The organism is Actinacidiphila alni (assembly GCF_900112845.1).
Classification (GTDB): Bacteria; Actinomycetota; Actinomycetes; order Streptomycetales; family Streptomycetaceae; genus Actinacidiphila; species Actinacidiphila alni.
In genome coordinates this window covers 40,572-65,326 of the sequence record NZ_FONG01000009.1, presented here as the reverse complement: position 1 = coordinate 65,326, position 24,755 = coordinate 40,572, and the positions used below count along the sequence as shown (strand labels likewise).

The following is a 24,755-nucleotide window of genomic DNA, read 5'->3' as shown; positions in this document are numbered from 1 at the left end:
CCTGTCGTCGCTCACGCGGCCCTCCGTACGTCCTTGACCAGTGCGGACACCGTGTCCGCGCGCAGTTCGTCCAGCGTCACCGCGACACCCGCCAACTCCCGGGCCAGCGCGCCCGCGAGGCCGAGCCGTACGGGCCCCGACTCGCAGTCCACGACCACCGCGGCGGTGCCCTCGGCGGCCAGCAGGCGGGCGGCCCGCCCGGCCAGCGCCACCGGTTCCGGGCCGCCGGTCGCGCGGCCGTCGGTGACGACGACCAGCAGCGGGCGCCGCGAGGCGTCCCGCAGCCGCTCCACCCGCAGCACCTCGCGGGCCTTGAGCAGCCCGGCAGCCAGCGGCGTACGGCCGCCGGTCGGCAGCTTCTCCAGCCGGGCGGCGCCCGCGTCGACCGAGGAGGTCGGGGGCAGCGCGAGATCGGCGCCGGCGCCGCGAAAGGTGACCAGGCCGACCTTGTCGCGCCGCTGGTACGCGTCCAGCAGCAGCGACAGCACCGCGCCCTTGACGGCGCTCATCCGCTGCCGGGCCGCCATCGAGCCGGAGGCGTCGACCACGAACAGCACGAGATTGCCCTCGCGGCCCTCGCGGACCGCCTGCCGCAGGTCGTCGCGGCGGATCACCAGACCGCGGCCCGACCGGCCGCGGGCCCGCTGGTGCGGGGCCGCCGCCTGCACGGTCGCCGCCAGGTGCAGCTTGATGAGCGGGCCGTGCGGGCGGCGGGCGCCGGTCGTCCTGCCGTGCGCGGTCCGCGCCCGCGACCTGCGGCCGGCCGCGCCCTCGCCGAGTCCCGGCACGTCGAAGTGCCGCGCCTTGAAGGGGTCGGCGGCGCCCACCGCGGGCCGCTCGCCCGCGGCGGCACCCGCGGCCGGGGGCCGCTCCGCGGGCTGTTCCGCGTCGGGGGAGTCCTGACCCGCGGCCTCGGGGGCCGGGCCGTCCGCCGCCTCGCCGTCCGGCCCGCTCTCCGGGCCGCCGTCCGGCCCGTCCTGCGGCGGCCGTCCGCCGCCGGGTCCGTCCGGATCCGGATCGTCGTCCCCGTCCCCGTCCCCGTCCCCGCCGTCGCCGTCGTTCTCGTCGGCGCCGCGCTCGCGCTCCAGCGTCTCGTCGAGCTTGTCCTCGTCCAGGCCCGGCGCGTCGAAGGGATTGCGGCGGCGCCGGTGCGGCAGCGCGAGCAGCGCCGCCGTGCGGACGTCCTCGGCCAGGACGACGGTGCGGCCCGCCCAGGCCGCCAGCGCCGTCGCGGTGCGCGCCATGACGATGTCCGCGCGCATCCCGTCCACCTCGAAGGCCGCGCAGGTCGCCGCGATCTGCCGCAGCGCGCCGTCGCCGAGGCGCACCTCGGGCAGCAACCGCCGTGCGGCGGCGATCCGTTCGCGCACCCCCTGCTCGTCCGCCGCCCAACGGGCCGTGAAAGCGGCCGGATCGGCGTCGTACGCGAGCCGCCGCCGTACGACCTCGACGCGCTCGTCGGTCTCCCGCGAGGCGGTCACCTCGACAGTGAGGCCGAAGCGGTCGAGCAACTGCGGGCGCAGCTCGCCCTCTTCGGGGTTCATCGTGCCGACCAGCAGGAAACGGGCCGCGTGCCGGACGGAGACGCCCTCGCGCTCCACATAGCTCGCGCCCATCGCCGCCGCGTCCAGCAGCAGGTCCACCAGGTGGTCGTGGAGGAGATTCACCTCGTCCACGTACAGCACACCGCGGTGCGCCGCCGCGAGCAGGCCCGGCTCGAACGCCTTCACGCCCTCCGCGAGCGCCCGCTCGATGTCCAGCGCGCCGACCAGCCGGTCCTCGCTCGCGCCGACCGGCAACTCCACGACGCGGGCCGGCCGTTCGGCGCCGCCGCCCGCTTCGTGCGGGCCGTCCGGGCACCCCGGGTCGGGCGCCGCCGGGTCGCAGGAGAAACGGCACCCGGGCACCACCGCCACCTCCGGCAGCAGCGCGGACAGCGCCCGCACCGCCGTCGACTTGGCGGTGCCCTTCTCACCCCTGACCAGCACCCCGCCCACGGCCGGGCTCACCGCGTTCAGCAGCAGCGCCAGCCGCAGGTCGTCCTGCCCGACGAGCGCGGTGAACGGATACGGCGTACTCACGATGCCTCCAGATGGTCACGGTCGCGGGTCCTCGTCGACGGCGTCCTCATGCGTCGTCACCTGCCACGTCGCCCTCCAAGTCGCCTTCGAGCTCCAGATATGTGGCGCGCAGCCGCTCCAGCGTGTCCGGGTCAGGGGCGGACCACAGACCGCGGTCGGCGGCTTCGAGGAGGCGCTCGGTGATGCCGCGCAGCGCCCAGGGGTTGGACTTCCGCATGAAGTCCTGGTTCTGCGGGTCGAAGACGTACTCGGTGGCGAGCCGCTCGTACATCCAGTCGTCGACGACGCCCGCGGTCGCGTCGTAGCCGAAGAGGTAGTCGACGGTGGCCGCCATCTCGAAGGCGCCCTTGTAGCCGTGCCGCCGCATCGCCGCCATCCAGCGCGGGTTGACGACCCGGGCCCGGAAGACGCGGTGCGTCTCCTCACCCAGGGTGCGGGTGCGGACCTGGTCGGTGAGCGCGGAGTCGCCGACGTACGCCTGCGGGGACGATCCGGTCAGGTGCCGGACCATGGCGACCATGCCGCCGTGGTACTGGAAGTAGTCGTCGGCGTCCACGAGATCGTGCTCGCGGGTGTCGACGTTCTTCGCGGCGACCTGGATCCGCCGGAAGGCGGCCTCCATGTCGCCGCGCGCGGCCCGCCCGTCCAGGCCCCGGCCGTACGCGTAGCCGCCCCAGACGGCGTAGACCTCGGCGAGGTCGGCGTCCGAGCGCCAGTTGCGGGCGTCGATCAGCGGCAGCAGGCCCGCCCCGTACGCGCCCGGCTTGGAGCCGAAGATCCGGGCGGTCGCGCGCCGCCGGTCGCCGTGCCCGGTGAAGTCCTCGTCGGCGTGCGCCCGCACGTGGTTGACGGCCGGGTCCTCGTCCAGCTCGGCGACGGTCCGCACCGCGTCGTCCACCAGGGCGACGACGTGCGGGAAGGCGTCACGGAAGAAGCCGGAGATCCGGACGGTGACGTCGATCCGTGGCCGCCCCAACTCCTCGGCGGGGATCACCTCGAAGCCGGTGACGCGGCGCGACGCGTCGTCCCACAGCGGCCGGCAGCCGAGCAGCGCGAGGATCTCCGCGATGTCGTCGCCCTGCGTGCGCATGCAGGAGGTGCCCCACACGGTCAGGCCCACCGACGCCGGGTACGCGCCGGTGTCCGCCAGATGCCGGGCCAGCAGCGAGTCCGCGAGCGCCGTGCCGACGTCCCAGGCGAGCCTGGACGGAATGGCCTTGGGATCGACGGAGTAGAAATTACGGCCGGTCGGCAGCACATTGACCAGCCCGCGGGTCGGCGACCCGGACGGCCCGGCCGGTACGTAACCGCCGCGCAGCGCCCGCAGGATGTGGTCGATCTCGTCGGTGGTCCTGGCCAGCCGCGGCACGACCTCGCGCGCGGCGAATTCCAGTACCCGTACGGCGTCCGGTACGTGGTGCCCGCCGAGCACGTCCCGTACGACGCGCGTCGCCGCGTCCGGCGACCAGTCGGCGGCCTCCATCGCCTCGGCGAGACGGCGCGCGATCTGCTCCAGCAGGTCGACGGCGTCCGAGCCGGTACGGGCCGGTCCTTCGGCGAGCGCGGTGAGCGTCGGCGGCAGCTCGGCGCGGGCGCCCGGCTCGGCCAGCAGCGCCTTCTCCTCCAGGCCGAAGGAGGCGGCGAGCGCGGCCCGCAGGCCCGGCAGCGCGGCGCCGACACCGCCCCACACCTGCGCCGAACGCAGCACCGCCAGCACCAGATTGACCCGGGCCTCGCCGACCGGGCCGCCGCCGAGGATGTGCAGACCGTCCCTGATCTGCACGTCCTTGATCTCGCAGAGCCAGCCGTCGACATGCAGCACGAAGTCGTCGAAGCCGTCCTCGTCGGGCTGTTCGTCCACATGCAGGTCGTGGTGGAGTTCGGCGGCCCGCACCAGCGTCCAGATCTGGCTGCGGATCGCCGGGGACTTCGTCGGGTCGAGATCGTTCACCAGGGCGTACTCGTCGAGGAGTTGCTCCAGCTTCGCCAGATCGCCGTAGGTGTCGGCGCGGGCCATCGGCGGCACGAGATGGTCCACAACGGTGGCGTGACCGCGCCGCTTGGCCTGGGTGCCCTCGCCCGGGTCGTTGACGATGAACGGGTAGACCAGGGGGAGTTCGCCCAGCACCGCGTCCGGCGCGCAGCCCGCCGACAGACCGAGGCCCTTGCCGGGCAGCCACTCCATCGTGCCGTGCTTGCCGAGGTGCACGATCGCGTCGGCCCCGAAACCGCCCTCGGCAGCCGAGGTCTCCAGCCAGCGGTACGCGGCCAGGTAGTGGTGCGACGGCGGCATGTCCGGGTCGTGGTAGATCGCGATCGGATTCTCGCCGAAGCCGCGCGGCGGCTGGATCATCACCACGACATTGCCGAATTGGAGCGACGCCAGCACGATGTCGGTGCCGTCGATGTAGAGGGAGCCCGGCGGCTCGCCCCAGTGCTCCAGGATGCCGGCCCGCAGGTCGGGGTCGAGGGCGGCGAACCACTTCTCGTAGTCCGCCAGCGGGACCCGCGCGGGCGCCGCCGCGAGCTGATCCTCCGTCAGCCACTCCACGTCGTGCCCGCCGGCCGCGATCAGCCGGTGGATCAACTCGTCGCCCTCGCCCGGGTGTTCACCGGTCACGTAACCCGCGTCGCGCAGCGCGTCCAGCAACCGGACGGCGGAGGCCGGGGTGTCCAGGCCGACCGCGTTGCCGACCCGGGAGTGCTTGGTCGGGTAGGCGGTGAAGACCAGCGCGAGCCGCTTGTCCGCGTTCGCCTTGTGCCGCAGCGCCGCGTGCCGCACCGCGATCCCGGCGACCCGCGCGGCCCGCTCCGGATCGGCGACGTAGACCGGCACATCGCCCTCGCCGGTCTCCTTGAACGAGAACGGCACCGTGATCAGCCGCCCGTCGAACTCCGGGATCGCCACCTGCATCGCCGCGTCCATCGGTGTCAGCGCCGCGTCCGACTCCTGCCAGGCCGTCCGGGACGACGTCAGGCACAGTCCCTGGAGGACGGGGACGTCCAGGTCCGCGAGCGCGCCGATGTCCCACGCCTCGTCGTCACCGCCCGCGCTCGCCTCCGACGCCACCGTGCCGCCGGCCGCCAGCACCGTCGCCACGATCGCGTCGGCCCGGCCGAGCAGCTCGTACAGCCCGTCGTCGGCCCCCCGGAGTGAACCGCAGTACACCGGAAGAGCGTTGGCGCCCCTTTCCCGGACCGCCGCGCACAGTGTGTCCACGAAGGCGGTGTTCCCCGACAGTTCGTGGGCGCGGTAGAAGAGCACCGCGACCGTCGGACGGCCCTCCTCGTACGGATGCGCGCCGTGCACGCCGTGGTCGGGCATGCGGCGCGGCGCCGCGAAGCCCTCGCCGCTCATCAGGACGGTGTCCGACAGGAAGCGGGCCAGCTCGGTGAGATTGTCCGGGCCGCCCTCGACCAGATAGCGCAGCGCCTGCGCGACGACGCCCGCGGGCACCGACGACAGCGCCATCAGCTCCGCGTCCGGCACCGACTCGCCGCCCAGCAGCACCGTCGGCACCCCGGAGGCCGCGAGCACCGCGAGCCCCTCCTCCCAGACCCGTCGGCCGCCGAGCAGCCGCACCACCGCGAGGTCGGCGCCGTCCAGCAGCGCGGGCAGGTCGGCCGCCGGGTCGACCCGGGACGGATTCCCGATCCGGTACGTGACAGTGCCGTCGCCCGCGGCGCGGGCCGCCAGCAGATCGGTGTCGGCGGTGGACAGCAGCAGAACGGTGCTCACGTGTGTCCCATCGTCAAGGTGGTCGGGTCCCGCCGCCCGGCGGGGGAGCGGGACGGAAGGCCGCGAAGTGGTGTGCCCGGCGCCGGTCATGGCGCGCCCGGCGGTACGAAGGGCAGGCCCGGCGGCGGGCCCTGCTCGATCAGCCGCAGCAGCGCGGCGGTGTCGGCGTGCTCCTCGATCAGGTCGCCGAGCCGGTCCGCCTGCTCCTCGCGCAGCGCCGCGAAGACGGTGTCCGGCGCCGGCACGAAGCGGCGGCCGGCCGCGGCGGCGACCCGGCGCAGGAAGGCGCGCCGGAAGCCGTCGCTCTCCAGGGAGCCGTGCCAATGCGTGCCCCAGACCGCGCCGACCCGGCAGCCGTCCAGGAACTCCTCGTCGCCGCCGCGGACTTCGGCCACGCCGTGGTGGATCTCGTAACCCTCGACCGGCTCCCCGTACGCCGTGCCGGCCGGCCGGGCCAGGGTCTTCGCGGCGGCGAACCTGACCCGGACCGGCAGCAGACCGAGGCCCGGGACGCTGCCCGCCCGCGATTCCACGTCGTCCTCGATGTGTTCGGCGAGCATCTGGAAGCCGCCGCAGATGCCGAGCAGCGGGCGGCCCTCGGCGGCGCGGCGCGCGATCGCGTCCGCGAGGCCGCGTTCGCGCAGCCACTCCAGCGCCCGCACGGTGCCGCGGGTGCCCGGCAGCACCACCAGATCGGCGTCCGCCAGCTCCTCCGGGCGGTCCACGAACCGCACCACGACGCCGGGTTCCGCCGCGAGCGCGTCGACGTCCGTGAAGTTGGACATCAGCGGGACGGCGGCGACCGCGACGCGCAGCAGGTCCTCGCCGTGCGGTGGCGCGACCACCGACTCGCGGACGGTGCCGCGCAGCGACACACGGAGGCCGTCCTCCTCGTCGATGCCGAGGCCGTGCGCGTACGGCAGCACGCCGAGCGCCGGGCGGCCGGTGAGGCCGCGCAGCATGTCCAGACCCGGCTGGAGCAGGGAGACGTCGCCGCGGAATTTGTTGACCAGATAGCCCGCGACCAGGGCCTGGTCCCGCGGGGCGAGCAGCGCCGTCGTACCGAAGAAGGAGGCGAAGACGCCGCCGCGGTCGATGTCGCCGACCACCACGACGGGCAGGTGCGCGGCGCGGGCCACACCCATGTTGACGATGTCGGTGCGGCGCAGATTGATCTCGGCGGGGCTGCCGGCGCCTTCGCAGATCACCGCGTCGTACTGGGTGCGCAGCTGCTCCAGGCAGTCGGTGACCGTCGCCAGCAGATCGGCCTGCCGGCCGCCGTGGTAGCCGCGGGCGCTCAGCTCGCCCACCGCCTTGCCGAGCACGATCACCTGGCTGCTGCGGTCGCCGCCCGGTTTGAGCAGCACCGGATTCATCAGCGCCGTCGGCTCCACGCCCGCCGCCTGCGCCTGCATCGCTTGCGCCCGGCCGATCTCGGCGCCCTCCCGGGTCACGAACGAATTCAGCGACATGTTCTGCCCCTTGAACGGCGCGACCCGCACCCCCCGCCGCGCCAGCCACCGGCACATCCCCGCCGTCACGACGGACTTGCCCGCATCACTGGTCGTCCCGGCGACCAGCAGCCCGCCCCCGAGCCGCGTCACGAGGCGGCCCCGCGCGGCAGGGGGAAGGCGGTGGTTGTGAGGGCGCACAGGGCGAGCGTCAGGGCCGAGACGCGCCGCGAGAGGCGGATGGCGCGAGGGATGTCCGCGGGGGTGGGGGGCGGGAGTTCGGGGCCGAGGAGGGCACGGTGCTCGGTGCGGCCGGCGTAGGACAGGGGGCCGCCGAGGCGGCGGCGGAGGGCGCCGGCGAAGGCGGCCTCGACGGGGCCCGCGTTGGGGCTCGGGTGGGCGGCGGCGTCGCGCCGCCAGACCGCGAGGGCGGTACGCGGCGACGGCCCGCAGAGGACGGCGAGCGCCGCCGTCAGCCGGGCGCCCGGGTAACCGGCCACGTCGTCGAGACGCGCGGCGGCCCAGCCGAACCGCAGGTGCCGCGGCGACCGGTGGCCGACCATCGCGTCCAGCGTGTTGACGGCGCGGAAGCCGACCAGCCCCGGCACCCCGCCCAACGCGCCCCACACCAGCGCCCCGACGACCGCGTCCGAGGTGTTCTCGGCGACGGACTCCACCACGGCCCGCGCGATCCCCGCCTCGTCGAGCGCCTGCGGGTCCCGCCCGCACAGATGCGGCAGCCGGGCGCGGGCCGCGTCGAGGTCACCGGCCTCCAGCGCGGCGCCGACGGCCCGCGCCTCACGGGCCAGCGACGTACCGCCGAGCACCGACCAGGTGGCGGCGGCGGTCAGCCCGGCGCGCAGCACCGGCGAGGACCGTACGGCCCGCTCGGCGAGCACGGCAGCGGCCACCGCGCCCCCGGCGCACAGCGCGGCGTACACCGCCCCGCTCGCCCGGTCGTCGCGCCACATGCGGCGCTCCAGCGCCGCCGCGGCGCGGCCGAACGCCGCGACCGGATGGCCGCGCCGCGGGTCGCCCGCGACGAGATCGCCGAGAAAGCCGAGTGCGGCGCCGTACGCGAAAACGCGATCGGCACGCATCGGTTCAGCCCACGTCCACCGGCATCCGGTGCGACGGTGAAGGCGACGGCGGGGGTGTGTCCGGTCGGAAGAGGAAGAAGCGCGCGCAGCCGGGCATGGCAGAAGTCCTCACTCAGGGTCCGCGCCCTGGTTCGACGTGACCGGCGGTGAGAGTCTCCTGGCTCCCGGATCTACGCACTCCCGGTCTTCCAACCGGACTTCCGGCCGTGACGTACGGGTTGGGAGTGCACTCCCCGGTGACAGTGGCGGGACCGCGCCGGATTCGCACCGGACTTCCTCTCCTGCCGCCGCATGGCCTCCGCAGTCCACCACGTGCGCGCAGGCCCGTCAACTCGCCGTTGACCTGGGAAGACGGAGTGTGGCGAGGTCCACATCCGGTCGGCCGACGGCGAGTTCGCGCCAGGTCGTTCGAGTCGCGCCGTTCAGCCCACGATCAGATGGATGCCGTACGCGACGGCGGCCGCGCAGGCGGCGAAGCAGACCCAGCCGCCGGTACGGGCCAGCAGCGCGGCCCCGCCGCCCGTACCGGAGGGATCAGAGGAGGCAGAGGGACCAGAGGAAGCAGGGGACCCGGAGGAAGCGGAGGCAGCGGAAGCGGAGCCGCCGCGCCGGCCGGTGGCGACGATGCCGAGGGTGAACACGCCGACCAGGCCGACGGTCGCCACCAGGGTGACGACGAAGACCGTGCCGAGCGCGTGCCAGTCGATGCTCATGAAAGGACGTCCTTGGGTGTCGGGCGCGGCGGTCAGGCCGTGGCGGGTGCGTCGGTGGCGGGTGCGACGGGACCCGCGGGCGGCGGGATCACGGCCGCGATGGCCGCGGTGACGGCGCCCTGCGGCTCCACGGCACCGACGGTGCCGGCGGTCGCGACGGCCCCGTCGTCGTTCACATTGGCGCTGGTGACCGGCTTGCGCCGGGACGCCGTACGGATCACCGCGCACACCGCGAGACCCAGCACCGCCACCGTGGTCACACCCCATGTGCCCTGATCGGCGAGCAGCGCCGTGCCGGCCGCGACGAGCCCGGCCGCGGGCAGCGTGAACGCCCACGCGGCGACCATCCGCCCCGCGGTGCTCCAGCGGACCACGGCGCCGCTGCGGCCGAGGCCCGCGCCCATCACCGAGCCGGAGCAGACCTGCGTGGTGGACAGCGCGAAGCCGAGGTGCGAGGAGGCCAGGATGGTGGCCGCGGCGCCGGTCTGGGCGGCGAAGCCCTGCTGCGGCTGGATGTCGGTGATGCCCTTGCCCATGGTGCGGATGATCCGCCAGCCGCCGATGTACGTCCCGAGGGCGATGGCGCTGCCCGCGGAGACGATCACCCACAGCGGCGGGTCGGAGTGCGGGGCGACGACGCCGCCGGTGATCAGCGCCAGGGTGATGACGCCCATCGTCTTCTGCGCGTCGTTGGTGCCGTGGGCGAGCGAGACCAGGCCGGCCGAGGCGATCTGGCCGGCGCGGTAGCCCCTGGAGGTGGCCTCGGGGTCGGCGTCGCGGCCGATCCGGTAGGTGAGGCGGGTGGCGAGCATCGCGGCGAGGCCCGCCACGAAGGGCGCGGCGACGGCCGGGATGAGCACCTTCATGACGACCGCGTCGCCGTGCACGCCATGGGCGCCGACCGAGACGAGGGTGGCGCCGATCAGACCGCCGAAGAGGGCGTGCGAGGAGCTGGAGGGCAGTCCGGCCAGCCAGGTGAGCAGATTCCAGACGATCGCGCCGACCAGGCCGGCGAAGATCACTTCGGGCTTGATGCCGGACGACTCGTCGATGATGCCGCCGGAAATGGTCTTGGCGACCTCCACGGAGAGGAAGGCGCCGACGAGGTTGAGCACGGCGGACATGGCCACCGCCGTCTTGGGCTTGAGCGCGCCGGTCGAGATGGTGGTGGCCATCGCGTTGGCGGTGTCGTGGAAACCGTTCGTGAAGTCGAACACGAGCGCGGTGACGATCACGATTCCGATCAGGAGCGTGATGTGTTCCATGGACCCAGGCATTCGTTTGATCGGACAGTGGCGAGGCGACCGTACGGACGGTGAGTGAACGGAAGATGAACTGACGGCGGATTCGTGGTGCCGGAGTGGGCGAGTGGCCTGCCGTCAGTATCGAGCCGAATCGCGTGATCCGACCCCGCCGGGAAGCGGGCGGTGATAATGCCTTCGTGCGGGACTCCCTGGAGAAGGCTTGGTCGGACGTGGTGGACACCGCCCGGCGCTCGGTCGCCGACGGTCTGGTGGTCGGTACGTCCGGCAATGTGTCGGCCCGGGCCGGCGATCTGGTGCTGGTCACCCCGACCGGCGTCCCGTACGACCGGCTCGGCCCGGACGACGCGGTCGTGGTGGACCTCGCCGGGCGGCAGCTGATGGGGGAGCTGCGGCCGACCAGCGAGCTGCCCATGCACCTGGCCGTCTACCGCGCCACCGAGGCCCGGGCGATCGTGCACACCCACGCCCCGCACGCGACGGCCGTGTCCACCCTCGTCGACGAGCTGCCGCTGATCCACTACATGGCCGCGGCCCTCGGCGGCCGGGTGCGCGTCGCCGACTACGCCACCTACGGCACCGACCGGCTCGCCGCCGCCGTGCTCAAGGCGCTGCGCGACCGCACCGGCTGCCTGATGCGCAACCACGGCACGCTCGTGTACGCCGACACGCTCGGCAGGGCGTACGACAACACCGCCCAGCTGGAGTGGATGTGCCGGGTCTGGCTGCTCGCCGAGTCCGCGGGCGTCCGCACCCCGCGCACGCTCTCCGGACGCGAGCTGACGAAGGTCGCGGAGAAGCTGCGCGGCTACGGGCAGCCCGGCGCGGCACCGGACGAGGACTGATCCGGCCGGCCGCGGAGGAGCCCCCCGGGCCGGGCGCGGAGAAGCACCCCGGCCGGTCGCAGAGGAGCACCCCGGGCCGTACGGTCGGCCGCCGCCCGGGGCGACCGTCACCCGGCTGCCGCCGTCCCCTGGCCGCTTCGCGGCGCGGCGCCCACACTGGAGGGGATGCGTACCCGAACCGCGGTGGCCATGGCCGCCACCACCGTGCTGGGTGCCGGTACGGCCGCGCTGGCGGCCGGCCGGTACGGATCCCGTTTCGCCCTCAGGCCGGCGCCGCAGGTCCCGGCGTCCGAGGGCGACATCACGCTGCACGGCGCGCGCGCCGACCGGGTGGTGCTCACCCGCACCCCGGCCACGGCGCGCCCCGGCGTCTGGGGCCTGACCGGGCCCGATCTGCACGCCGCCGTCGGCGAGATCCTCGACACCACCGCGTACTCGGTCACCCGGCGGCTGCTGGGCGTCCAGCGCGGCACCCTCACCCCCGGCGGCCGGGTCCGGCTGACCCCGCAGGTGTACGCGGGCGACCCCGGCAGCGCCCTCGGCCTGGAGCACACCGATGTGCTGGTGCCGGGTGAACTCGGGCCGCTGCCCGCCTGGTTCGTGCCCGGCGCTCGCGACACCTGGGCGATCACCGTGCACGGCCTCGGCACCACTCGCGAGCACCCGCTCAATGTGGCGACCGCCCTGCACACCCACGGCTTCCCGCAGCTCGTCCTCGGCTACCGCAACGACCCGGGCGCCCCCGCGTCCCCCGACGGCATCGGCCACCTCGGCGCCACCGAGTGGCGCGACCTCGACGCGGCGATGCGCTACGCGGTCGAGTACGGCGCCCGCCGCATCGTGCTCCTCGGCTGGTCCAGCGGCGCCGCCATGGCGCTGCGCGCGCTGGCGTGGTCCGAGGTGCGCGACCGGGTCAGCGGTCTGGTGCTGGACTCCCCGGTGCTGCACTGGCAGGACACCGTCCGCGCCGCCGCCGCGTCGCACGGCGTGCCCGACGCGCTGATGCCGCTGGCCGTCCGCGCCGCCGAGGGCCGGGCCGGGCTGCGGCCGGAGAGCGTCGCCGATCTCGCGGACCCGGCCCGGCTGACCGTCCCCACCCTCCTGGTGCACGGCCCCGACGACACCCTCGCGCCCTGGGCCGCCTCCCGCGAACTGGCCGCCCTCCGCGACGACTTGGTGATCCTGCACACCGTGCCCGGCGCGCCGCACGGCGCGATGTGGAATGTCGGCCCCGCCGACTACGAGGAGACGCTGCGCCGATTCCTCACCCCCTTGATGTGAACGGCCGCGCGGGCCGCCCGGACAGTTGACGGCGGCCCGCCCCGTACGCCCTGACCTGCCGGAAAACCGGCCCGCCGGCAACCGGAGCGATGCCGTCCGGCCCATGGCGGAAGGAGCCGGGCCCGGTTCCGTTTGGGATTATGGGCGCTCACCGGGGAGACTTCTCCAGTGACGTCCCGTAGCCCGCGAGACACTCCGCTTCGCCTTGTGCCCCGACGGCCGCTCACCGCGGCCCGCCGGACCGCCACGACGCGCCGGTCCAGACCACCGCGCCCGCCCGAGGGCACCCCGCCGCTGGACCGGCTCGCCCGGCTCGCCAGGACCGAACTGGCCGACGCCGTACGGCTCGCGCGCTGGGCCGGCACCGGCCCCGGCACCGCGGGGCCGACCGGGATACTGCCCGACGACGCGGCCGAACAGGCCGCCGCGGCACTCACCCTGACCCGGTCGCAGATCCGTACCGCGTGGGACCGGGCCCGGCTGTCCGGCCTGATCGAACTGCACGGCGGCACCGCCAGGCCCGGCTGGCGGCTGCGGGCCTGGGACACCGACGACACCGCGGTGCTGCGCGGCTGGGTCGCGCTCTTCGACGCCTGGTCGCTGGCCCACCCCTTCCTGCCGGGACCCGCGGCCGGGCCCGACCCGGCGCTGGTCGCCGAAGTCGTCGAGGCCGCACCGCAGTTGCTGTCCTTCCTGCACCTGTCCGACGAGCCGGTGCCGATCGACACTCTGCTGGACCTGCTGCGCCAGCGGGTGGCGGAACTGCGCGCCGAGCGGCACGAGCCGCCCGCCGACGCCGCGGGCGACGAACCCGACCCGCTGCCCGCGCTGCTCGACTGGACGCTGGACGCCCTCGCCCGGGTCGGCGCGCTGCGCCCGCGCGACACCGAGCGCCCCGACGAGGTCACGCTCACCGCGATCGGCAGCTGGGCGGTGTGGGTCAAGCTGGAGCAGATCTGCGTGGCCGCGCAGGGCCCGGCCGGGCACATGGAGCAGTCCGCCGAGACCATGCTGCGGGCCAGCGCCCGGCTGTCCCCCGGACCCGCCCGCGACGAGTACCGCGCGTGGCTGGCCGCCCGCCCGGTCGCCCCGGCCGTCAGCGAACTGCTGGAGACCGCGCGCGGCGACGACGCGCTGCTGCGCGGCCTGGCCTTCGAAGCGCTGCGGGTGGTCGGCGACCCGGCCGAGTCCGCGGTGCGCGACGTGGTCGACGAGCCGACGCTGCGGCCGTACGCGGTGCTGTGGCTGGCCGAGCTGGACGGCGGCGACCCGGACACCGCGACCGGGCTGCTGACCCGCGAGGAGGCCACCTGGCTGTGGATCGACACCGCCGCGGCGGTCGCCGACCACGGCGAGGACCATCTGCTGGTCAGTCACCTGGAGACGGCCGTCCAGGGCTCGGTCCCCGGGCTGCTCGAAGAGGTGCGCAATGTCGGCCATCCGCGGACCGTCCAGGTCTTGGTGGCGCTGGCCGCCGCGCACCCGGACCCGGCGCTGGCCAAGGCGATGCGCAGGGCCGCCTTCCAGGTGCACACCGGAGAAGCCTGACGGCGAGCAAGGGGGGCGGGGATCCGGGACGCGGCCCCCGTACGCGGAAGCGGCGCGGGCTCAGCCGAAGGTGTCGCAGGCGGCCAGGTCGCCGGTCTGGAGGCCGGTGGTGAACCACTGCTGGCGCTGGGCGGCCGAGCCGTGCGTCCAGGAGTCCGGCGACACCCGGCCCTGCGCCCGGGACTGGATCGTGTCGTCGCCGACGGCCGCCGCCGCGTCCAGGCCGCGCGCGATGTCGTCGTCGGTCACCGCGGTGACCAGCGGGGAGCCGGTGACCGGATTGAGGGTGCGGGTGGCGTTCTTCGCCCACAGCCCGGCGTAGCAGTCGGCCTGCAACTCCACCCGTACGGACTTGCTGTTGGCGCCGCTGCGGCCGTCCTGCGCCGCGCTCAGCACCCCCGTCAGATTCTGCACGTGGTGGCCGTACTCGTGCGCGACGACATAGCTCTCGGCGAACGGGCCGCCCCGGGCGCCGAATTGGGTCTGGAGCGTGCGGAAGAAGCCGAGGTCGATGTAGACCTTGCGGTCCGCCGGGCAGTAGAAGGGCCCGGTGCGCGGGTCGGCGACACCGCAGCCGGTGCGGACCGGACTGTCGAAGAAGACGGTGGGCGCCGGCCGGTAGGTGGCGCCGCGGCGGCTGAACTCGCCGGTCCAGTACGCCTGCACGCTGTTCACCACGGCGACGATCCGGCACTCGTCCACGGCGTTGGCGTCCCGCCCGGTCGAGCACGTACGCGCCAGCTCGGCGTTGACCGCCGGAGTGCCGGCGGAGGTGTCGCTGCCGCCGCTGAGCCCCAGCTGATTGGGGCTGATGCCGAACACCAGGCCCACCACGATCGCGAGGAGTCCGGCGATGCCGCCGCCCAGCATCTTGCCGCTGGGACCGCCCCCGGAGCCGCCACGCTGGTCCTGGACCTGCGAGGTGTCGAGCCGTGCGTCGTCGTCGAACTGCATGTGCCCGATTATGTGGGATTTGTCGCATCGTGGCGCGGGGAGGCCCGCGCCGGTCATCCGTTTGCCGGGCGCCAGTAGACTGGTCCCCATGGCAGTTCTCTTCCTCGATTAGCCACGGCGTACGACCTCGCGCCCGTTTCCGTCGTCCGTCCCGTCCTGGAGCTTTTCCCGTGATCACTGCCACCGGCATCGAGTTGCGCGCCGGCGCCCGCGTCCTCATCGAGTCCGCCTCCTTCCGCATCGCCAAGGGCGACCGGATCGGCCTGGTCGGCCGCAACGGCGCCGGCAAGACCACCCTGACCAAGGTGCTGGCCGGCGAGGGCCAGCCCGCCGCCGGCAGCGTCACCAGCTCCGGCGAGGTCGGCTATCTGCCGCAGGACCCGCGCACCGGCGACCTCGACACCCTCGCCCGCGACCGCATCCTGTCCGCCCGCGGCCTCGACACCGTCCTGCGCAAAATGCGGGAGAACGAGGAGCGGATGGCCAATGGAAAGGGCGCCACCCGCGAGAACGCGATGAAGAAGTATTCGCGGCTCGAAACGGAATTCCTCACCAAGGGCGGATATGCCGCCGAGGCCGAGGCCGCCACCATCGCCGCCGCCCTGGGACTTCCCGACCGCATCCTCGGCCAGCCGCTGCACACTCTCTCCGGCGGCCAGCGCCGCCGGGTCGAACTGGCCCGGATCCTCTTCTCCGACGCCGACACGCTGCTGCTCGACGAGCCGACCAACCACCTCGACGCGGACTCCATCACCTGGCTGCGCGACTACCTGAAGACCTACCGCGGCGGATTCATCGTGATCTCGCACGATGTCACCCTGATCGAGACGGTGGTGAACAAGGTCTTCTATCTGGACGCGAACCGCTCCCAGATCGATGTGTACAACATGGGCTGGAAGCTCTACCAGCAGCAGCGTGAGGCGGACGAGAAGCGGCGCAAGCGCGAGCGCGCCAATGCGGAGAAGAAAGCCGCCGCCCTGAATTCCCAGGCCGACAAGATGCGTGCCAAGGCCACCAAGACCGTCGCCGCGCAGAACATGGCGCGCCGCGCAGAGAAGCTGCTGTCCGGCCTGGAGGCGGTCCGCGCCTCGGACAAGGTCGCCAAGCTGCGCTTCCCCGACCCCGCGCCGTGCGGCAAGACCCCCCTGATGGCCGAGGGCCTGTCCAAGTCGTACGGGTCGCTGGAGATCTTCACCGACGTCGACCTGGCGATCGACCGCGGCTCCCGGGTCGTCATCCTCGGGCTCAACGGCGCCGGCAAGACCACGCTGCTGCGGCTGCTGGCCGGGGTGGAGAAGCCCGACACGGGCGAGGTCACCCCCGGGCACGGCCTCAAACTGGGCTACTACGCCCAGGAGCACGAGACGCTCGACCCGGACCGTACGGTGCTGGAGAACATGCGCTCGGCCGCGCCCGACACCGATCTGGTCGAGATCCGCAAGATCCTCGGCTCGTTCCTCTTCTCCGGCGACGACGTCGACAAGCCGGCCGGGGTGCTCTCCGGCGGCGAGAAGACCCGGCTGGCGCTCGCCTCGCTGGTGGTCTCCAGCGCCAATGTGCTGCTGCTCGACGAGCCCACCAACAACCTCGACCCGGCCAGCCGCGAGGAGATCCTCGGCGCGCTGCACACCTTCACCGGCGCCGTGGTGCTGGTCACCCACGACGAGGGCGCGGTCGACGCGCTCCAGCCGGAGCGGATCATCCTGCTGCCGGACGGCGTGGAGGACCTGTGGGGCCAGGACTACAAGGACCTGGTGTCGCTGGCCTGAGGCCGCCGCCGACCCGAGGCCGTGGGACCGCCCGGGGCATTACGCGGCCCCGGGCCCCGGCCGCACGCCGCCGCGCCGGGTGATCATGCCGATTCGATCATTCGGCCCATTGATCATCCGTCATCTGCGTGAGTCCGGCTCGTACCGCGCGCCCCCGCGGCCCGGTACGGCCGGGCGCCGCGGTGATCAGTGGCGTGACGTGGCGGAACTCCTTACCAACCACGGCTGACCTGCCGATATTCCCCGCAAACCGTTCTCGGCCGGTAATTGCCGGGCCGGAAATGCCGCTTCCGGGGCCTTGGCAGCGGCCTATGCGGCGCATTCCTCCGGTGAATGTCCCGTGATGGACCTTGTCGAATGGGTGGCCAGGAACGCCCTTAGGGGTGATCATGAGAGTCCATAGCGCACTTCCCTGGAGGAGGCACGGGTGGCCGAGACTCTGAAGAAGGGCAGCCGGGTGACCGGCGCCGCGCGCGAGAAGCTCGCGGCGGACCTGAAGAAGAAGTACGACTCCGGTGCGAGCATCCGGGCGCTGGCCGAGGAGACCGGCCGCTCCTACGGATTCGTGCACCGGATGCTCAGCGAGTCCGGCGTGACCCTGCGCGGTCGCGGCGGTGCCACACGGGGCAAGAAGGCCACCGCGGCCTGACGGCTCCGCGGGCGGACACCACGGGCCCGGGCTCGAAGGGCCCTGTCCGGCAGGCGGATCCGATTGGTTACTCTTCGGTAATCCAGTCCGGTCCGCTCGGAGGTGCCCAGTGCCCGACGCCAAGATTCTGCTCGAACGTGACGGAGTCCGGCTTGCCGTCGACGACTCCGTCGCGCACATCACCTTGTGCAATCCGGCCAAGCGCAACGCTCAGTCGCCCGCCCTGTGGCGCGCCCTGACCGAAGCGGGACGGCTGCTGCCGGGACAGGTACGGGTCGTCGTACTGCGCGGTGAGGGCGTGTCCTTCTCCGCCGGACTCGACCGGCAGGCATTCACGCCCGAGGGGTTCGACGGCGAACCGTCGTTCCTGGACCTCGCGCGTGGCTCGGAGGACGGTCTCGACGCGGCCATCTCCGGCTACCAGGACGCCTTCAGCTGGTGGCGGCGCACCGATCTGATCACGGTCGCCGCCGTCCAGGGTCACGCCATCGGCGCCGGTTTCCAGCTCGCGCTCGCCTGCGACCTGCGGGTGTGCGCCGACGATGTGCAGTTCGCCATGCGCGAGACCAGCCTCGGCCTGGTCCCCGACCTCACCGGCACCAAGCCGCTGGTGGAACTGGTCGGCTACGGTCGCGCCCTGGAGATCTGCGCCACCGGCCGCTTCGTGCGCGCCGACGAGGCCGAGCGCACCGGCCTGGCCAATCTCGTCGTCCCCGCCGCCGACCTCGACGCCGCCGTCGGCGACCTCGTCGCCGCACTGCTCGCCCCGCCGCGGGACGCCGTCATCGAGACCAAGGCCCTGCTGCGCACCGCCGCCGCCCACACCGAGACCGAGCAGTACGCCGCCGAACGCGCCGCCCAGGGCCGCCGGCTGCGCGACCTGGCGGGCGTCGGGGAGTAACCGCCCTGCGGCGCGCAGAAGCACACGGGAGCGCCCACGACCGCCCCCCGGCGTCGGCACCGCCGGTCGTACCGCCCGCGGCGCGCGGAAAACGTACGGGCACGGCCGCCCGGCGTCAGCCCGCGTCCGTCACCACCACGGCCGTACGCACCGGGCCCGGGGCGTCCGGGGACGCGGCGGCGGTGACCGCGGCGGCCACCGCCCTGACCACCTCAAGGGGGCGGTGGCCGGGGGAGACCGCGATCTGCACCTGGACCCGGCGGCCCGGCTCGTCGTCCGGGTCCTCGGAGTCCTTGATCCGCACCCCGGAGCCGAGTCCGACGGGCCGCGTGCTGAGCCGTACCACCCCGGGCACGGACAGCGCCGCCGCCGCGACCGCGTCGCTCAGCTTCCGCACCCCGACCACCACGGGGCCGTCCGGGTCGTACGGTTCGACCTCCGCGCCCGGATCGCCCGGCGGCAGCTCCGTACCGTCGCTGTCGTCGCCGTCCAGCAGCCCGGTGACCTGGAGGTCCACCGCCGACACGGCGATGCCGAGACCGTCCCGCGCGGTGGTCCACAGCACGTCCCGCAGCCGGTCCGCGACCAGCGGCAGCGGCTCGTCGGGCGCGGCCTCGAACGACGCCTCGATCCGTACCGGCAGATGCGGCAGCGCGCCCACCGGCGCCGTGTCCGGCACGTCACCGCCCGATTGGGTCAGCGCCAGCGACACTTCCCCGAGCCGTACCCCGGACAGCCCAGCCGTGGTCCACCGCAGCGCCCGTACGGTCGCGCGCTCGGTGATCCACGCGTCGTCGTCGGGGGCGCCGAGCGGCAGCAGACGGCCCAGCGCGACCTGCTCCCGTACCGTCCTGGCCAGTCGGTCCATGGTCACCGCGCATCGCCTTCCGCAGGCCGACCACTCTATTGGGGGGTCGGCGGAACCCTGTCGTCGCTTCCCCGCAGCGCGCGGGGGCATGCGCACATAGTGTGGGGCACGGAGCAGCGCAGACGAAGGGACGACTCGCGATGACGGACACCGCGCAGCACGACAGGGACGAGCCCGAGGGCTCGTCGGCACCGGGTGAGGGCAGGACCCTGGACAAGGGCAACGCGGGCGGGCGCAAGGCGCTCGGCGCCCCGGCCACCCGCGGCCGCACCACCATCGCCGACGGCGTGGTGGAGAAGATCGCCGGACTCGCCGCGCGCGACGTCGTGGGCGTGCACGCGATGGGTACCGGCCTGTCCCGCACCTTCGGCGCGGTCCGCGACCGGGTGCCGGGCGGCAGCCGGTCCGTCTCGCGCGGCGTGAAGGCCGAGGTCGGCGAGGTGCAGACCGCGCTCGACCTGGACATCGTCGTCGAGTACGGCGTCTCCATCGTCGAGGTCGCCCGCGCCGTGCGGGAGAACGTGATCACCGCCGTCGAGCGGATGACCGGCCTCGAAGTGGTCGAGGTCAACATCGCGGTCGGCGATGTGAAACTTCCCGACGACGATGACGACGACGAGCGTGAGCAACGCGTCCAGTAGGGGTCCAAGTCAGTGCAGACGGAAAGGTCATGCGCGGCCAACGGGGCCGGCACGGCCAATGGGACGGAGAGCGGACGATGAGCATGGCGGTGATCGGCCTGGCCGTCGGAATGGCGCTCGGCTTCGCCGGATACTTCGGCGGGTTCGGAGCCTTTCTGCTGGTGGCGGCGCTCGGCGCGGTCGGCTTCGTGGCCGGGAAATTCCTCGACGGCGACCTGGAACCGGGGGAGTTCTTCCGCTCCCGTGACCGGGACCGCGACCGCGACCGGCGGCGTTGATGGGGACAGCCGTCCCCGCACCGCTGCCCGCCGCCGACCGCGGTGCGCTGCGGATCGCCGACCGGGTGGTCGCGAAGATCGCCGCACAGGCGGCCGGTGAGGTGCTGGGCGACGCCCCCGGCGCCGCGCTGGTGCCGCGTGACCGGTCCCCGCACGCCTCGGTGTCGGTCCGCAAGGACAGCGCCAGGCTGCGGCTCACCCTCGAACTGGGCTATCCCGCCGACATCGGCGCGGTCTGCGGCTCGGTGCGCGGACATGTCACCTCCCGCGTCGAGGCGTTGACCGGCATGTCGGTGCCCGAGGTCGCCGTCGAGGTGGAGCGGCTGCACTCGGCCGCGGACCGCCGCAAGGACGAGGGAAGGGTGCAGTGAGCGACGAAAGCCCCGGCGGGCGGCCGGACGACGACGGGGCGGACCCGTCGGGACCCGCCCCGGACCCGGCCGGCACACCGGCGGACGGCGCCGGGCGCCCCGCGGGCGCGCGAAATGTGCCGGGCCGGGACGCCGATTCCGGCCCGGCCGCCGCGCCCGCGCGCGATCCGAGCGGTGACGGCGGTACGGCCGCCGGGTCCGACGCCGAGCCGACCGTACGGTTGGGGAAGCCGGCGTCCGGGACCGGGGCCGGCCCCGACACCGAGCCGACCGTACGCATGGCGAAGCAGCCTTCCGGGACCGGGCCGGAGGAGGCCGGGCCCGAGCCCACCGCGCGGCTCGGGACGCTCACGGAGGAGCCGGCCGGGAGCGGCGTCGCGGCGCCGTACGAGCCGGCCGCCGGGCGGCAACCGCTCGTCGGCGCACGCCGGTTCTGGGCCGGGCGCCGGGTGCCCTCGGCGCTGACCGCGGCCGTGATCCTCGCCGTCGCCGGGCTGTTCCTGTACGACGTGTCGGCGGTGCGCGCGGACCGGGACGCGATGAGCTGGCGCAAGCGGCTCGCCGACGAACTGGCCACCCGTCACCTGGACGACGTCTGGGTGATCGTCGGCGCCGCCGTCGCCGCGGTGCTCGGCCTGTGGCTGCTCGTGCTCGCCCTCACCCCGGGCGAACGCGGCCTGCTGCCGATGGCCCGCCACGGCCAGGACGGCGTCCGCGCCGGGCTCGACCGGCGCGCGGCCGAACTGGTGCTGCGGGACCGGGCGATGGGGGTCGCCGGCATCCGCTGGGTCCGCGTCACCGTACGCCGCCGCAAGATCGACGCCCGCGGCAGTTCGCACTTCCGCGACCTCGACGACGTCCGCCGCGACCTGACGGCCGCGCTCGACGACGCCGTGCGCCAGCTCGGCCTCGCCAGAACGCCGCAGGTGCGCGTCCATGTCCAGCGCGCGGAAAAGAAGGGGTGACCGGCTGATGCGTACCGCGCTGAACCGGATCCTGCTCGCACTGACCGGCCTGGTGCTGCTGGTCGTGGGCCTGTCCGTGCTGGTCGGCGGCCTCGATCTGCAACGCCGGTGGAATTTCACGATGCCGCACTGGTGGCCCTTCACCGGTCCCAAGGACGTGCTGCTCACCGCGCACGACAGGACCCGTTACCGCGCCCACGACTGGTGGTGGCCGGTGGTCATCGCCGCGCTCGGCGTGCTCGTGCTCGCTGCCCTGTGGTGGCTGCTCGCGCAGGCCCGCACCCGGCGGCTGCGCCAGCTGCGGGTGGACAGCGGCGACGGGCAGGGCGCTCTGCTGCGCGGTCGGGCCGTGGAGCACGTGCTGACCTCGGAGACCGAGGCGTACAAGGGCGTGGAGTGGGCGCGCGCCGCGCTTGGCGGCAAACGCGGCGCGCCCGCGGCGCGGATAGTGCTCGGCCTCGCCCCCGACGCCACCCCCGACGAGGTGGTCGCCGGCCTCGACACGGCGGTCCTGGACCGCGCCCGTACGTCCGCCGGCCTCGACCGCCTCCCCGCCGAGGCCCGCCTGCGCCCCGTACGACACCGGGCTTCGCGGGTCAACTGACGGGCGCGGCAGCGGATGTGAGAGGGCGGTCGGGCAGCGGGCCCGACCGCCGGGCGGCACCGGGCCCCGCGGGCCGACCGGTCGGCGCGGATTTAGGGCCCCGGCTCGGCCGCCGGCGTCGTACGGCGCCGGGACAGCTCCCGGCGCCGCCCGCCGGCGGTCAGAGGGCGTGGAGCGCGCCGCCGTCGACCGGCAGCATCAGGCCGGTCAGATAGGACGCGGCCGGGGACAGCAGGAAGGCCGCCGCCCGGCCGAACTCCTCGGGGGTGCCGTAGCGGCCGAGCGGGATCGCCGCGCTCGCCTTCGCCCTGGCGGCCTCCGGGTCGCCGCCCAGCGCGTCCAGCTCCCGCACCCGGTCGGTGTCGATCCGGGCGGGCAGCAGGCCGACCACCCGGATGCCGTGCGGACCCAGCTCCGCGGCGAGCGTCTTGGCGAAGCCGGCCAGCCCCGGCCGCAGGCCGTTGGAGACGGCGAGGCCGGGGATCGGCTCGCGGACCGACCCGGACAGCACGAAGCCGATCACGCCGCCCTCGCCGAGTACACCGGCCGCGGCCCGCGCGAGGCGCACCGCGCCGAGGAAGACCGTCTCGAAGGCGCCCAGCCACTGCTCGTCGGTGATGCCGACGGCCGCACCGGCCGCCGGCCCGCCGACGCTGATCAGCACGCCGTCCACCCGGCCGTAGGCGTCGCGGGCCGCCGTCAGCAGCCGTTCCGCCGTCTCCGGCGCGGAGTTGTCCGCCACGACGCCCAACGCCCGCTCAGGCCCGCCCAGTTCGTCCGCCGCGGCGGCCACCGCCTCGGCGGAGCGGCCGGAGACCACCACCTTGGCGCCGTCCGCGACCAGTTCGCGTGCGGCGGCGAGGCCGAGGCCGCGGCTGGCGCCGGTCAGCACGTACACCCGGCCGTCGAGTCCCAGATCCATGGGTCAGCAGTCCTTCGCAGTAGGGGCGCCCGACAGGGCGACCGCGGTGTTGACGAGGCCGACATGGCTGAACGCCTGCGGGAAGTTGCCGAGCAGCCGGCCCGCGACCGGGTCCCACTCCTCGGCGAGCAGCCCCACGTCGTTGCGCAGCGACAGCAGCCGCTCGAACAGCTCGGTCGCCTCCTCGGTGCGCCCGGTCGCGTGCAGCGCGTCCGCCAGCCAGAACGAGCAGGCCAGGAAGGCCCCTTCGGAGCCCGGCAGGCCGTCCACCCCGGCCGCTTCCGGGGTGTAGCGGCGGACGAATCCGCCGAGGTCCAGTTCGCGGCGCACCGCCTCCACCGTGCCGACCACCCGCTCGTCGGACGGCGGCAGAAAGCCGACCTGCGGGATCAGCAGCGTCGCCGCGTCCAGTTCGGTCGAACCGTAGGACTGGGTGAAGGTGTTGCGCCGCGCGTCGTAGCCCTTCTCGCAGACCTCCGCGTGCACCTGCGCCCGCATCGAACGCCAGCGCGCCACATCGCCCTTGAGCCGCGGCAGCGCCTCCACGGTGCGCACCGCGCGGTCGGCGGCGACCCACGCCATCACCTTGGAGTGCACGAAGTGCCGCCGCGGGCCGCGGACTTCCCAGATCCCCTCGTCCGGGTCGCGCCAGTTGGACTCCAGGAAGTCCATCAGCGCCCGCTGCAGATTCCAGGCGTGCGGCTCGTCGCTCATCCCGGCCGACCGCGCCAGATGCAGCGAGTCCAGCACCTCGCCGTAGACGTCCAGTTGGAGCTGTCCGGCCGCCGCGTTGCCGATCCGGACCGGCGCCGAGCGCTCGTAACCGGCCAGCCACGGCACCTCGTACTCGGTCAGCCGCCGCTCGCCGCCGATGCCGTACATGATCTGCAGGTCCGCCGGATCGCCGGCGACCGCGCGCAGCAGCCAGTCCCGCCAGGCGCCCGCCTCCTCCAGGAAGCCGCCGGAGACCAGCGCGTTGAGGGTCAGGGCGGCGTCGCGCAGCCAGCAGTAGCGGTAGTCCCAGTTGCGGACACCGCCGATCTCCTCGGGCAGCGAGGTCGTCGCGGCGGCGGCGATCCCGCCGCTCGGCGCGTACGTCAGCGCCTTGAGCGTGATCAGCGAGCGCAGCACCGCGGGCCGCCACGGCCCGTCGTACCGGCACCGCGCGGACCAGGCGTCCCAGTCCGCCAGGCTCTGTTCCAGTGCCTGGTACGGGTCCACCCGTCGCGGGCGCTTCTCGTGCGAGGGGTGCCAGGTCAGTATGAACGCCACCCGCTCGCCGGCCTCGACGGTGAAGTCGGCGTACGTCCGCATGTTCCTGCCGTACGCCTTCACCGGCGGTTCGCTGCGCAGCCAGACCGAGTCCGGGCCCGCGATGGCCACCCGGTGGCCGTCGGTGCGGCGCATCCACGGCACGACCGCGCCGTAGTCGAACCGCAGGCTCAGCTCGACGTGCATGTCGACCTGCCCCGACACGCCCTCGACGATCCTGATCACATCGGGGGCCCGGTCGCGCTGCGGCATGAAGTCGGTGACCTTCACCGTGCCGGTCGGCGTCTCCCAGAAGGTGTCCAGCACCAGGGTGTCGCCGCGGTACGAGCGGTGGGTGCACGTGGCCGGGCCGTCCGTCTCCCGTGTGGCGGCCGGCGCCAGCAGCCAGCGGCCGTTGCCCTCGTCGCCGAGCAGCGCCGCGAAGCACGCGGCCGAGTCGAAACGCGGCAGGCACAGCCAGTCGATGGAACCGTCCCTGCCCACCAGCGCCGCGGTCTGGAGATCGCCGATGAGCGCGTAGTCCTCGATACGTCCTGGCACG

The 24,755-nt window shown here is 74.2% G+C and carries 21 protein-coding genes and 1 riboswitch; of the genes, 11 read left to right on the top strand and 10 right to left on the bottom strand.

The window, feature by feature from the left end; translation table 11 throughout:
• Nucleotides 1-11: 11 nt before the first annotated feature.
• From BM076_RS16835 to BM076_RS16810, 6 genes are all read right to left on the bottom strand, one after another.
• Complete coding sequence (locus BM076_RS16835; protein WP_093714383.1) at nt 12-2,081, bottom strand: putative cobaltochelatase; 2,070 nt, start codon at nt 2,079-2,081, stop codon at nt 12-14.
• 46 nt (nt 2,082-2,127) lie between these two features.
• Nucleotides 2,128-5,820 carry a cobaltochelatase subunit CobN gene (gene cobN, locus BM076_RS16830; protein ID WP_093714382.1) on the bottom strand — a complete coding sequence of 1,231 codons (3,693 nt, stop codon included), beginning with the start codon at nt 5,818-5,820 and terminating at the stop codon, nt 2,128-2,130.
• 86 nt (nt 5,821-5,906) lie between these two features.
• On the bottom strand, nt 5,907-7,424 hold the full coding sequence (locus BM076_RS16825; protein ID WP_093714573.1) for a cobyric acid synthase: 1,518 nt from the start codon (nt 7,422-7,424) through the stop codon (nt 5,907-5,909).
• Nucleotides 7,421-8,371: a cobalamin biosynthesis protein gene (locus BM076_RS16820; protein WP_093714381.1), complete on the bottom strand. Its 951-nt coding sequence runs from the start codon at nt 8,369-8,371 to the stop codon at nt 7,421-7,423. The genes BM076_RS16825 and BM076_RS16820 overlap by 4 nt, the downstream gene beginning before the upstream one ends.
• A gap of 150 nt (nt 8,372-8,521) precedes the next feature.
• A riboswitch (cobalamin riboswitch) is annotated at nt 8,522-8,650 on the bottom strand.
• Between the two features lie 143 nt (nt 8,651-8,793).
• On the bottom strand, nt 8,794-9,084 hold the full coding sequence (locus BM076_RS16815; protein ID WP_093714380.1) for a hypothetical protein: 291 nt from the start codon (nt 9,082-9,084) through the stop codon (nt 8,794-8,796).
• A gap of 32 nt (nt 9,085-9,116) precedes the next feature.
• Nucleotides 9,117-10,349 carry an inorganic phosphate transporter gene (locus BM076_RS16810; protein WP_093714379.1) on the bottom strand — a complete coding sequence of 411 codons (1,233 nt, stop codon included), beginning with the start codon at nt 10,347-10,349 and terminating at the stop codon, nt 9,117-9,119.
• A gap of 176 nt (nt 10,350-10,525) precedes the next feature.
• Here BM076_RS16810 and BM076_RS16805 point away from each other — a divergent pair, with 176 nt between their 5' ends.
• From BM076_RS16805 to BM076_RS16795, 3 genes are all read left to right on the top strand, one after another.
• Nucleotides 10,526-11,191, top strand: coding sequence for a class II aldolase/adducin family protein (locus BM076_RS16805; RefSeq protein ID WP_245796105.1), 666 nt, complete (start codon nt 10,526-10,528; stop codon nt 11,189-11,191).
• 165 nt (nt 11,192-11,356) lie between these two features.
• Nucleotides 11,357-12,472: an alpha/beta hydrolase gene (locus tag BM076_RS16800; protein ID WP_093714378.1), complete on the top strand. Its 1,116-nt coding sequence runs from the start codon at nt 11,357-11,359 to the stop codon at nt 12,470-12,472.
• 168 nt (nt 12,473-12,640) lie between these two features.
• Nucleotides 12,641-14,020: a hypothetical protein gene (locus BM076_RS16795; protein ID WP_177246479.1), complete on the top strand. Its 1,380-nt coding sequence runs from the start codon at nt 12,641-12,643 to the stop codon at nt 14,018-14,020.
• A 60-nt stretch (nt 14,021-14,080) separates the two neighbouring features.
• Here the strand turns inward: BM076_RS16795 and ypfJ are convergent, their stop codons facing one another.
• Nucleotides 14,081-14,974: a KPN_02809 family neutral zinc metallopeptidase gene (ypfJ, locus tag BM076_RS16790; RefSeq protein WP_093714376.1), complete on the bottom strand. Its 894-nt coding sequence runs from the start codon at nt 14,972-14,974 to the stop codon at nt 14,081-14,083.
• A 170-nt stretch (nt 14,975-15,144) separates the two neighbouring features.
• On the opposite strand from ypfJ, the gene BM076_RS16785 reads away from it, so the two are divergent.
• The 3 genes from BM076_RS16785 to BM076_RS16775 all read left to right on the top strand — a co-directional run bounded on the left by BM076_RS16785 (nt 15,145) and on the right by BM076_RS16775 (nt 18,293).
• Nucleotides 15,145-16,743: an ABC-F family ATP-binding cassette domain-containing protein gene (locus tag BM076_RS16785; RefSeq protein WP_093714375.1), complete on the top strand. Its 1,599-nt coding sequence runs from the start codon at nt 15,145-15,147 to the stop codon at nt 16,741-16,743.
• 427 nt (nt 16,744-17,170) lie between these two features.
• Nucleotides 17,171-17,392 (top strand): helix-turn-helix domain-containing protein, encoded by a 222-nt coding sequence (locus tag BM076_RS16780; RefSeq protein WP_177246478.1) that lies wholly within the window; start codon nt 17,171-17,173, stop codon nt 17,390-17,392.
• Between the two features lie 109 nt (nt 17,393-17,501).
• The gene (locus tag BM076_RS16775; RefSeq protein ID WP_093714373.1) at nt 17,502-18,293 is read left to right on the top strand and encodes an enoyl-CoA hydratase/isomerase family protein; all 792 of its coding nucleotides are present in this window, start codon (nt 17,502-17,504) and stop codon (nt 18,291-18,293) included.
• A gap of 115 nt (nt 18,294-18,408) precedes the next feature.
• Here the strand turns inward: BM076_RS16775 and BM076_RS16770 are convergent, their stop codons facing one another.
• Complete coding sequence (locus tag BM076_RS16770; protein ID WP_093714372.1) at nt 18,409-19,167, bottom strand: hypothetical protein; 759 nt, start codon at nt 19,165-19,167, stop codon at nt 18,409-18,411.
• Nucleotides 19,168-19,301: 134 nt separating this feature from the next.
• Here BM076_RS16770 and BM076_RS16765 point away from each other — a divergent pair, with 134 nt between their 5' ends.
• The 5 genes from BM076_RS16765 to amaP all read left to right on the top strand — a co-directional run bounded on the left by BM076_RS16765 (nt 19,302) and on the right by amaP (nt 22,020).
• On the top strand, nt 19,302-19,802 hold the full coding sequence (locus BM076_RS16765) for an Asp23/Gls24 family envelope stress response protein (protein ID WP_093714371.1): 501 nt from the start codon (nt 19,302-19,304) through the stop codon (nt 19,800-19,802).
• Between the two features lie 77 nt (nt 19,803-19,879).
• Nucleotides 19,880-20,080 carry a hypothetical protein gene (locus BM076_RS16760; protein WP_093714370.1) on the top strand — a complete coding sequence of 67 codons (201 nt, stop codon included), beginning with the start codon at nt 19,880-19,882 and terminating at the stop codon, nt 20,078-20,080.
• Nucleotides 20,080-20,451, top strand: coding sequence for an Asp23/Gls24 family envelope stress response protein (locus tag BM076_RS16755; protein ID WP_093714369.1), 372 nt, complete (start codon nt 20,080-20,082; stop codon nt 20,449-20,451). The genes BM076_RS16760 and BM076_RS16755 overlap by 1 nt, the downstream gene beginning before the upstream one ends.
• A 278-nt stretch (nt 20,452-20,729) precedes the next feature.
• Entirely contained in the window at nt 20,730-21,416 is a 687-nt protein-coding gene (locus tag BM076_RS16750) for a DUF6286 domain-containing protein (protein WP_093714571.1), read from the top strand.
• 7 nt (nt 21,417-21,423) lie between these two features.
• Complete coding sequence (gene amaP / locus BM076_RS16745; protein ID WP_093714368.1) at nt 21,424-22,020, top strand: alkaline shock response membrane anchor protein AmaP; 597 nt, start codon at nt 21,424-21,426, stop codon at nt 22,018-22,020.
• A gap of 160 nt (nt 22,021-22,180) precedes the next feature.
• Here the strand turns inward: amaP and BM076_RS16740 are convergent, their stop codons facing one another.
• Both BM076_RS16740 and BM076_RS16735 read right to left on the bottom strand, forming a co-directional pair.
• The gene (locus tag BM076_RS16740) at nt 22,181-22,942 is read right to left on the bottom strand and encodes an SDR family oxidoreductase (protein WP_093714367.1); all 762 of its coding nucleotides are present in this window, start codon (nt 22,940-22,942) and stop codon (nt 22,181-22,183) included.
• Nucleotides 22,943-22,945: 3 nt separating this feature from the next.
• Complete coding sequence (locus tag BM076_RS16735) at nt 22,946-24,754, bottom strand: glycoside hydrolase family 15 protein (RefSeq protein WP_093714366.1); 1,809 nt, start codon at nt 24,752-24,754, stop codon at nt 22,946-22,948.
• Between the last annotated feature and the right edge of the window lies 1 nt (nt 24,755).